The organism is Arthrobacter sp. SO3 (genome assembly GCF_020532825.1).
Classification (GTDB): domain Bacteria; phylum Actinomycetota; class Actinomycetes; order Actinomycetales; family Micrococcaceae; genus Arthrobacter.
Genome location: NZ_MQTS01000094.1, coordinates 1 through 7,514, shown reverse-complemented (window position 1 = coordinate 7,514; position 7,514 = coordinate 1). Strand labels below are relative to the sequence as shown.

5 protein-coding genes, 1 tRNA gene and 1 pseudogene are annotated in these 7,514 nt (G+C 60.9%); 5 read left to right on the top strand and 2 right to left on the bottom strand.

Going from position 1 to position 7,514, the window contains the following annotated elements:
• The 4 genes and pseudogenes from BJQ90_RS09505 to BJQ90_RS09490 form a co-directional block, all read left to right on the top strand.
• Positions 1 to 277 (top strand): annotated as a pseudogene (locus BJQ90_RS09505) (peptidase S8); the annotation flags it as partial.
• A 38-nt stretch (positions 278 to 315) separates the two neighbouring features.
• Positions 316 to 1,794, top strand: coding sequence for an NAD(P)/FAD-dependent oxidoreductase (locus tag BJQ90_RS09500; RefSeq protein ID WP_226760044.1), 1,479 nt, complete (start codon positions 316 to 318; stop codon positions 1,792 to 1,794).
• 122 nt (positions 1,795 to 1,916) lie between these two features.
• Positions 1,917 to 2,864 carry an N-acetyltransferase gene (locus BJQ90_RS09495; RefSeq protein WP_226760043.1) on the top strand — a complete coding sequence of 316 codons (948 nt, stop codon included), beginning with the start codon at positions 1,917 to 1,919 and terminating at the stop codon, positions 2,862 to 2,864.
• Between the two features lie 32 nt (positions 2,865 to 2,896).
• Positions 2,897 to 2,970, top strand: a tRNA-Leu gene (locus tag BJQ90_RS09490).
• A 421-nt stretch (positions 2,971 to 3,391) separates the two neighbouring features.
• On the opposite strand, the gene BJQ90_RS22500 is transcribed toward BJQ90_RS09490, so the two are convergent.
• Positions 3,392 to 3,517: a hypothetical protein gene (locus tag BJQ90_RS22500; RefSeq protein ID WP_264197149.1), complete on the bottom strand. Its 126-nt coding sequence runs from the start codon at positions 3,515 to 3,517 to the stop codon at positions 3,392 to 3,394.
• 698 nt (positions 3,518 to 4,215) lie between these two features.
• Here BJQ90_RS22500 and BJQ90_RS09485 point away from each other — a divergent pair.
• Positions 4,216 to 5,430, top strand: a complete 1,215-nt coding sequence (locus BJQ90_RS09485) for a hypothetical protein (RefSeq protein WP_226760042.1) — start codon at positions 4,216 to 4,218, stop codon at positions 5,428 to 5,430.
• A gap of 274 nt (positions 5,431 to 5,704) precedes the next feature.
• Here the strand turns inward: BJQ90_RS09485 and BJQ90_RS09480 are convergent, their stop codons facing one another.
• Entirely contained in the window at positions 5,705 to 6,916 is a 1,212-nt protein-coding gene (locus BJQ90_RS09480; RefSeq protein ID WP_226760041.1) for a hypothetical protein, read from the bottom strand.
• Between the last annotated feature and the right edge of the window lie 598 nt (positions 6,917 to 7,514).

The following is a 7,514-nucleotide window of genomic DNA, read 5'->3' as shown; positions in this document are numbered from 1 at the left end:
GGCCACGACGCCGGCCGCCGCCGCGGCGGCCCCGTCCAGCGCGGCACCCACCCTCCCGGAGGCCACCGTCCCGGTCGCGGAGCCCCCGTCCGAACTCGACGGCGCCGTGCCGGCCATGGTGGTGCTCGGTTTCGGCGGACTGTTCCTGTGCATCGTGGCCGCCGCTGTCTTCCAGCTCCGCCGGGCGGCACGCACGCCCCCTGCGGAGGGCCCCGACGGCCCCGGGGACCAGGACACCGGAGCGCGTGATTCGGTGGATTCCAGCGGGAAACCGTAGTTAGTGAAGTTTTTCACAAACTACGGTATTCTTGGGGAATGGCATCCTCCCCTCAGCTCCAGGACCGTCCCAGGGTACTCGTCGTCGGCGGCGGGTACGTCGGCCTGTACGTAGCCCTCAAACTGCAGAAGAAGATCGCGAATGCCGGTGGCATCGTCACCGTCGTTGATCCCCTGCCCTACATGACCTACCAGCCCTTCCTCCCCGAAGTTGCCGGCGGCAACATCGAGGCACGCCACGCCGTTGTCTCGCACCGCCAGCACCTCAAGCAGACCGAACTCATCCAGGGGCGCGTCCTCTCGATCGACCACGTAAACCGCACTGCCGTGGTTGCCCCGGCTGACGGCGGCGAGAACTTCGAGGTTCCCTACTTCGACGTCGTGGTGGCCGCAGGCGCCATCACCCGGACCTTCCCGATCAAGGGACTCGCGGACAAGGGCATCGGCCTGAAGACCATCGAGGAAGCCGTTGCCCTGCGCAACAAGGTCCTCGACCGGATCGAAGCCGGCTCGCTGATGACGGACCCGGCCGAGCGCGCCCGCGCCCTGACCTTCGTCGTCGTCGGCGGCGGCTTCGCCGGCATCGAGTGCATCACCGAAATGGAAGACCTCGCCCGCGCCGCGGTCAAAAACAACCCCCGCGTCAAGCAGGAGGAAGTCCGCTTCGTCCTGGTTGAAGCGATGGGACGCATCATGCCCGAGGTCACCGCCAGCCAGGCCGAATGGGTCGTCGAGCACCTGCGCAGCCGCGGCATCGAGGTCCTGCTCAACACCTCGCTGGACAACGCCGAGGGCTCCCTGAAGCTCATCAACCTCCCGGACAAGTCCGCGGCCCAGGACTTCCAGGCCGACACCCTGGTCTGGACTGCCGGTGTGCAGGCCAACCCGATGGTCCGTTCCACCGATTTCCCGCTCGAACCGCGCGGCCGCGTCCGGGTCCTCGCGGACCTGCGCATCGCCGGTGACGAAGGCATCATCGAAAACGCCTGGGCTGCCGGCGACGTGGCGGCGGTGCCGGACCTCACGGGCAACGGCCTTCCGGACGGCACCTGTGTTCCGAACGCCCAGCACGCGCTGCGCCAGGCCAAGCGCCTCGCCAAGAACCTGTGGGCCTCCCGCTGGGACAAGCCGCTCAAGGATTACAAGCACAAGAACCTCGGTGCCGTCGCCGGCTTCGGCGAATGGAAGGGTGTTGCCAACATCAACCTTCTGGGCCGCATCGGCCTCAAGGGCCCGCTGGCCTGGCTGGCGCACCGCGGCTACCACGGCCTGGCCATGCCGACCGTGGAACGTAAGATCCGGGTCATTTTCGGTTGGATCCTGGCCTTCTTCATGGGCCGCGACACCACCCAGCTGATCGACCTGGACAACCCGCGCGGCGCCTTCGTCGCCGCCGCGACGCCGGCCCCCAAGCCGGCCGCAGCTCCCGCTTCTCCCGCGGCGCCTGCCGACGCGAAGCCGGCTGCAGAGGCCAGCAAGGCAGCAAACAAGGAAGCAGTCCCGGCTGACTCCAAATAGCCTCCAGCAGCATCCGACGGCGGCCGTCCCCTTCCGGGGGAGCGGCCGCCGTCGCCGTTAAGCGGCATTCCGCCGCGGGCGGCCTGCCCGGGCGAGCCCGGGCAGGCACCTAGACTGGCACGATGACAGCTGAAAAGGACCTTCACACCCTGCTGGCCACCATGCACCCGGAAATCCGCGAAGGCGAGTTCGTCTACGTCCTCTGGCCGGAGGGCCGTCCCCTCGCCGGGGCGATCTCGGCCGCCGTCCGCGAAGCCGAAGGGCTGACCGTTGTGCTGTCCCGGGCCGAGGCCGATAGCCTCGGGCTGGTCTACGACTTCGTCGGCGCCTGGATCACCCTCCAGGTGCATTCCTCGTTGGCAGCTATCGGCCTGACCGCAGCCGTCAGCGCAGCCCTCACCGAGGCCAAAATCAGCTGCAATGTCCTCGCCGGTTTCCACCATGACCATCTCCTGGTCCCGATAGCTGACGCTGACCGGGCGCTCGAGGTGCTGCACGAGCTGGTCGCAGCCAACGGGGAACACAAACCCGCCCCGGAGCTGGTGCTGCGCAGCGAACAGCCCGGCGACCGGCCCGCCATTCTCGCCCTCACCGCCGCTGCTTTCGCCGTCTCCCCGGTCACCGGACTGCCGGTCGAAGGCGAACCCGATGAGATGCGGCTCCTGGCCGCGCTCTTCGACTGCGAGGAATACCTGCCGGAGTTCAGCGTCGTCGCGGAGCTCGACGGGGAGCTCGTGGGGCACGTGATCAGCACCCGCGGCTGGGTGGGGGCCCTGGAGCTCCTGGGTCTCGGCCCGATCGGTGTTGTGCCGCGCCTGCAGCGACACGGCATCGGCGGTGCGCTGATGAAGGAAACGATTGCCCGGGCCAACGCCGCGGGGGAGCGCGGCATCGCCCTGCTGGGGGACCCGGAATACTACTCGCGGTTCGGCTTCGTGACGTCGACGTCCCTCGGCGTGGACGCCCCCGAACCGGACTGGGGTGCGCACTTCCAGTTGCTTCCGCTGGCCGTCTGGCCGGGCGGCGTGAGCGGAACTTTCCGCTACGCCAAGCCGTTCGACATCGCTTAGCGCGGGTCCGGACGGGATACCATGGACCGGGCGCCCCAGTAGCCCAATTGGCAGAGGCAGCGGACTTAAAATCCGCGTGTTCCGGGTTCGAGTCCCGGCTGGGGCACTACGGACTACCCCGTCAGATCGTTGAATCGGCGGGGTTTTTCCATGTCCGCGGTAAGGTCAAAAAGTGTTGGCAATGGTGCGTCTGGTGACAAGTTGGTGACAAAGTCTTGCTACCCTCCGAAATTGTCGGAAAGTGGTGACAAGAATCCGTGTTCTCTGAGGCGTTCCCGATGATGCTCGGAGCCGTGTGTGAGCCTCGGTTGCCTTCAATGACGTGGTTTCGTCATCGCTGCGTTGGGCGGTCTGCTCGGTGCTGAGCCGTCGCTAATGGCGTTGCTGGCGTTGCTGGCGATGGTAGTGATAACAGTTGCGGGCTTGGACCTGCCTAGGGACAATCGGATCGCTGACCGTGGGTCTCGCCAGCGTCAACCCGAGGCGCTGTACGAGCCCCTGAGAGCCCAGCAGCCCCACCCCGGTCCTTACTGGCCGTCCGAGCGGTTTGAGAGCCGCGAGAGCGCTTTTGAGTTCTGCTTGCCGGGACAGTTGACGAAGTAGTAAGCAGTCTGAATAGATGTGTTCAAGCCGACGCCGTTGCCGTCATCCATGGCATCAGCGTTGGCGTACGCTTAAAGAGCCACCGAGGATCGCCCCCCATGATTCTCGGTGGTTGACTTTGATGGAAGCAGGAAGCCCCGGTCTCGTGATGAGAGCCGGGGCTTCTTTCATGCTTACTGCTTTTTACTTAGCGCGTGCCTTGCTGGCCTTCTGACGAGGGTCGAGAACCAAAGCGGCGATGAGGGCCAAGCCACCAGTGATCAAGTCAGCGATGACAAGACCGTTGTTGTCGTCATTCTTGTCTCTTGCTTTTCGGAACCATTGAAAGTTGCTGAGATATTGCCAAGGGCAATCAGGGCGAGTTCGGCAGGGATGAGGACAGTGTTGTCATCTCCTATTGGCGTAACCTATCCGGCGCTCCAGTTGCGGAGTTCGGTGCATCCCTTGTTTGGCCTACAAGAATCCGATTCCACAACTTTCGCGTTCAAGGGCTTGTAGCCTTCAATGTCCAGCCAAGTAGTCCTACGGCGAGGCACTTCTTCTTTCGAGATCAGGTCATTGCACACATCGTGGATAGCAGTCTCGGTGCTTACGTCGGAGTTCCGCAAAGTGTTGGCGAGTCACCGTATCAGTGTGCTGCTGACGGCTGACGGCTGGCGTGTCCGGGTCCAGTTCGAAACGGGATCAACCGCAAATATCCGCGGGTAAGTTCAGTAGTCTGGCTAGATAAGTAACTCGAAGGAGCAAGATGTTTGAGATCGAGGTGTTCAGCAACCCAGTGATGGCGTTGGTGGGTGAGGGCGGGCTGCTGACTGAGCTTTATCTCGCGGCTCAGTACGACGAATCGCTGATCAAACCCGCGCTGCTCTTAGCCGACCGGGTCACGCTGAAAACTCATCGCGCCGATCTCATATTGAACGAGAAGCGCGACCACAGAATGATTAATTGGCCCGTCCCCTTGACTGCAAGGTATCGGGGAATCTCGTCGCGCCGCGACCCCGAAGAATTGCGCATGCTAGGGCTGGACGAGCGCGACCTCCTCACTGAAGCTGAGCTTGAGCGATACGCGTCAGTTCTTGAGTCCGGCGCTTTCGACGGCGAACCTGCCGAGGACGAACCTGAGGCTCTCTGGCAGGAGTTCGTTGAGCGTGCTGAGCCATATAGGTTGGCCATAATGGAGTTACATCGGGCCAAAGGGCTCGCGCTTGAAAGCAAAGCCCTCCGAGACTTGTCGGAGCGAGGCCTGCTGGAGGAAAGCCCTTGGGACCAGACGCCGAAGACTCGTCCTCAGCAGATCATCGACAACCTCACCGGCGAGAATGCCGAGTTTGAACGTGCCTTCTTGTCGATGGCCGCCGACGTCGCCAACTCGCCTAAAAGTGTCATGTTCGACGACGCAGTCGGCTCTAGAATAGCCCAGTCGCGGCCCCAGATCGGTGGGGTGGACTCCGCGTTCGTTGTGGCTGGAGCGGTCGATCTAATGCGGATGGTTGAGGGGGTCACAGAACTCCCCATTGATGAAGTTGCCGACATACGCGACGAGCTTTCCACCTACATCCAGCCGTTCCGCGCCTTCATGCTGGAGGTAGCTTCAGACGTGAACTTCGAGGGCTTAAGCGACGCGGAAAGGGCGCGCGAGCTCAAGCTCGCGTGGGAACGAGAGGTGGAACCTGCTGTTAGCGACATGCGTGCCCACGTCGAGGGCGCGAGTTTCAGGCGGAACGCCATCGACGTATTCTCCAACAGCGCCGAAACCCTTCAGACCGTTGGCATGGCAATCGGCATAGCCGGGGTTGCTGGATTCACAGGGCTTTCGACCTTGACTGCGGCAGGGGCAGCTGCGCCGCCAATCTTAAAGGCCTTTATGGGTTCGATCCGAGCCAAGCAAGACGTCAAGAGGAACCGCGCGTACTTCGTGCATGCCATGAGTCGCATCGCCAGAGAGCGGCGAAGCGGCACTTAGCTGCGAAATAACAATGTAACTCAGGAGGTGGCTGCGCACGGGTTGGCGAGGTGTTCGGTAGCAAGGAACGCAGCGCCCGCAGGACGCTTTGCATTCAGAGACTAACGGTTCCCCGGCAGCTAATGACATGCGCGCTGTACGTGTTGCGGATGGAATGCAACCGGACGACGCAGGTCCCGACGACTCATAGTTGGTGATCTTCGTTGTGGAAGCGCGAGAGCCCGCAGCCGGTCTTTGCTGACTGCTGCGGGCTCCCGTGGGGGAGTGGTGAGGGTTACAGTTCAGGAACGGCGGCATCCCATTCGGCTGCGTTGTAGGTCTGTATCGCAAACTGCTCATAGAAGCGTCGGTATGATGTCTCGGGACCAACGAACTCCTTCAAGTAGCGGCGTTCGAACGCCTCTACTTTTGGATCTGTGACATACACAACTGAGTCAAAGCGACCACATGCAAGAGCGTTTGCGTAACCTACAACGATGGCTTTCTTGTCCTTGATGTTCTTGCGGTTAAGTTCAAGTTCCACGGCTATGACCCCTTCGCCCGGCTTTGTCACCACAAGATCAGGACGGTGACTACCACCGTTCTCGTTGGGGAAGTTGAAGTGGTCCGTGTGATCCCTGAACTGATCGGTCTCCTTGAATGAAAGGTCCTTGCGGATGGCATTGTCGCCTACATAGCCATTGGAGGTCTTGTCCAAGGCGCGCATTTCCTCACTGGCTGCGAGCATCTCGTCGTCAGTGATGAATTGGTAACCGTCGTTCTTGAAATGGATTATCAAAGCGGCAAGACCAAGGGTGTGTGCCCACTTCGATTCCTTTGGAGCAGCACGAGCCTTCTGTGGCTTCGGAGGTGTAGTGATGCGCTGGTGACGGGGACGATTGTCAGGGTATGGCTTATCGATGGCTTCGTAGCCATCCCATGTCAGGAACCAAACAGTGACTCCTGCGCGGTTGTTCTTATATTCAACTAGCCCAGCCTTGCGCAGGACAGTCAGGCGTGCCTTAATGCCATCAGCGGAAGCGGGTTTCAGTTCGCCGGTTCGTACATCCTTGTAGAAGAAGTTCGTCAGGGCCCCCGAGATGAGCAGGGCAGTGGCGACATTGACCTTTCCAAGGAATCTCAGGAGTTCCTTGTCCCGTGGCGTGATGACCGATCCACGATTACGCTTCTTGGCTGCTGCTGACCGGTTGGCACTTACCTTGGGTTCTTTGACCTGATTGATCGGGGCGGGAACAGGTTGCTTCTCAGTGATGACAGGCAAGGTCTTCCGGACAGGGATAGCAGGCAGGGAACGAGCAGAGGACGTGGCTGTAGCGGTGGCTCTCGGAACGCTCGGCGTCTGGCTTGCAGGTGGTGTGACCGGATGACTTATAGGAATGCTCGGCAGGGATCGGGTCGCCACTGCTGTTGTGGACGCGCTGCGTCGACGCAGGCTGGCAGCAAGGCCTCCGGATAACTTGGGGCGGTTGGTTAGGTTCTCGTTCATGAGGTTCCTTTCGGGATAGATGGTTGGATTCACCTTCTTTATCGGCGTTTATCCAGCCTTATGCCCTCTACTGAGTGGTCCATTGACGCCATTTAGAGCAAATGGGTTCTATCGAGGGGTCTGTCGAGGGGATAAGGCTGTTCGATCGATATAAACAAACCGAGAACACGCGTTTTTGTCCTAAATGCGGTTTGTCCCCGCAGTTCGACCAACCTGCCCCCTATTCTGTATCTCTCTTTCAGTAATCATCCCTCCCGCAGTTCCCCGCGAGCATCCTCCACGAGCCCCTGAATAGTCCTACAATCGCTTACCGTCCACAAATGTAAACACCACTCACTAATAAGAAGTGAATCGCTTAGAGAGCCACACGGCGTTTGGAGCCCTCAATTGCACGACGCATCAGAAAGCAACACGGAAAGTATCGAGAACAAAGTGTGAACACGCGGGGAATTCAAAGAGCGACGCTGTAACCAAAGAGCACCCGGGAAAGAAGCCAAGAAAAGGTAAGTGCATACAGGAGGCACTTTCCGTATTGATGGCGCTACATAACCCATACACATTGAAAGCATCGATAGCACTTGTCCCATCCGTGTGGGGG